Annotated in this window: 2 protein-coding genes; both read right to left on the bottom strand. The window is 59.4% G+C overall.

Translation table 11 applies throughout. The features are described 5' to 3' along the window. A partial coding sequence (locus ABX749_RS29090) for an SGNH/GDSL hydrolase family protein (RefSeq protein ID WP_372899125.1) occupies positions 1-625 on the bottom strand: 625 nt, incomplete at its 3' end. A gap of 591 nt (positions 626-1,216) precedes the next feature. Continuing rightward, complete coding sequence (locus ABX749_RS29085) at positions 1,217-2,383, bottom strand: cysteine desulfurase family protein (protein ID WP_372899124.1); 1,167 nt, start codon at positions 2,381-2,383, stop codon at positions 1,217-1,219. Between the last annotated feature and the right edge of the window lie 177 nt (positions 2,384-2,560).

Genomic DNA, 2,560 nt, shown 5'->3' with positions numbered 1-2,560 from the left:
TCAAACGCTGCGGTGATTTTTCGAACAGCGCCCGGGTCGGCGTGAACAAATCGACGAAGACGACGTCGGTTTGCGACGCAACGTCCGACATCGCTTCGGAATACAACGCCAAGTTTTTATTTTGTTCTTTGCCGTCGGAAAGATTCGGGTCGTCCGAGCCTTCGAACGCGATCGGCGACACCAAGACGACTTGCGGGCGTCCCTTGCCGTAGTCCGCCGTCTTTGTCTCCGTGACCAACTTGGTCAGGTCGGACTTGTATTTCTTGAGACCTTTTTCGCCGGCAAACGACTCGTTGTATCCGAAGAAATACATCACCACCGAAGCCTGGCTGTGCGTCAGGTGGCTGGTCGGATCACCGAAGTTTTTCGAACGAATTCGCGTGTAGGGTTCGTCACCGGGAAAACACAGATTTCGCACCACCAATTCCAGCTCGGGAAAGCGGGTGTGCAACAGCGTTTCCCATTCATTTTGAACCTGCATCCGCTCACCGAGAGCGTTGCCGACCAAACAGATGTGGTCGCCTTTTTGCAGTTTCAGATCAGCGGCAAAGGTGAAGTTGGAAAGCAGCAGACAGGCCAGCGCCGCCGAAGCAGCCAGGCAGATATTCCGGGAAAGTGATTTCATTGTCGGTAGGGTCCGTCGGATGATGGAGATCTATCGGTGGGATTGAAAAGCGGGGCGCCACATCCGGTCGGGATGCAACACCGTTTGAGTTTTCTATCCAGCTTTTGTAGGTGGGAGTCTCGACGTCGGCCACGCCATGGCTGACCGAACGCCGACATGCACAGCAGGGGCTGCACAAGAGCCTGGGCTGCGCTACAGCCTGGGCTGCACGAGAGCCTGGACTGCGCAACCGACACAGCACGGTGACGGACACAGTGCGGTGACAGACCCATTCAAACTGGATCAAGCACGCGGGGGCGGGGAGACGCCGGTGACACCGCTCGGTCAAACAGGCGTTGACCGGACGTGAGTTCAACCTGCATTCTCTCCGCTGAATTCTTGCCGCACTATTATGCACCGCCGACCCTCAAGACGGTAGCGAAGAATCGTCGGTTGCCCGGAGTATCCCGCATTCTCACACCGGTTTAATGAGATTCCGTCGCGTTTTGTGACACCCGGGAGAACGACGGCCGGCGTCGATGACGCAAACTCATTTCCCGGCGACGCAAATTGCTCTGCAACCGCAACGCCCTTCGGCTCCGGCGGTCCGGCTCACACCAGACTCCGATAGCCTGAAACCAGGATCTCGATCGCCCGATCGATCTGCTCGGACGTGTTGAATTTCCCGATTCCGAACCGGACGCTCCGCCGAGCTTCACTTTCGCTCAACCCCAATCCCGTCAACACGTGGCTGGGTTTGGCGTCGACGCTGCTGCAGGCCGACCCGCTGCTGAACGCGACGTCACTGCAAGCGGCCATCCACGATTCGCCTTCGATCCCCGGCAGCTTGCAATTCAGATTGCCCTCCAGTCGCATCGACGAGTCGAGCGGCGGTCCATTCAGACAGATGCCTTCGATGCCCTGTCGCAATCCGTCCCAAAGTTTGACGCGCAGGTCACCGACGCGCCGGGCGACCTGGGACGATTCCGCGACGGCCAGATCGAGCGCGGTGGCCAGCGCGATGACGTTCGCCGGAGACATCGTGCCGCTGCGCACATTTCGTTGTTGACCACCGCCGACGATCATCGGTTTTAATCGCACGCGACGTCCGGGAATCCCACCGGCCATCGTCAGCACGCCGACACCCTTGGGGCCGTAGAACTTGTGCGCCGACGCGCTGATCAGATCCACATCAACTCGCTGCAAATCAACCGCGATCCGCCCGACCGCTTGGGTCGCATCGCTGTGGACGAGCGCGCCGGCTTGATGAGCGATGGCGGCGATCTGCGACATCGGTTGGATCACGCCGATTTCGTTGTTCGCCCAATGCACCGTAACGAGTGCGGTGTCATCGTCCATCGCTGCGGCCAGTTGCTCCAGATCGATCTGTCCGGCCAGCGGGTGATCGAAGCGATGGACCGGAACACGCGTGACCCGAAAACCGTCCTTTTCCAGTCTGGCGACGACATCTAAAACGGCGGGATGCTCGATCGTGCTGGTGACCACATGACGCCTTCGCTGTCGCGGGTGGCGGCAGATCCCATCGATCGCCAAGTTATTGCTTTCGGTCGCCCCACTGGTGATCAGTACCGAATCGGCGGCGACGCCAAGATGCGAGGCGATCATCGCCACCGCGGCATCCATCGCCGACTTTGCCTCTCGCCCCATCTCGTGAGACGTGCTGTGTGGATTGCCGAAATGCTCGACCAGCCACGGCATCATCTGTTGGGCGACGCGTGGATCACACGGCGTCGTCGCGTGATTGTCCAAATAAATCATCGACCCTCCAAAGTGGCTGCGAGGTCGTGGCGTACGCTTCCAGCTTGCGATCAAGTGGCGTACGCCGCAACACCACATACTTTAACTCCAATCGGGGTGTTACTTGTTAGCGGTAGGGCGCGAGCCCTCCGGTCTTTCAAGGTCAAACCGGACGGCTCGCGCCGTTCCGCTAACACC

This window comes from Stieleria sp. (assembly GCF_041595215.1).
GTDB lineage: Bacteria > Planctomycetota > Planctomycetia > Pirellulales > Pirellulaceae > Stieleria > Stieleria magnilauensis.
Note: the sequence above shows the minus strand (reverse complement) of the source record. Positions and strands in the feature narration are given on the sequence as shown.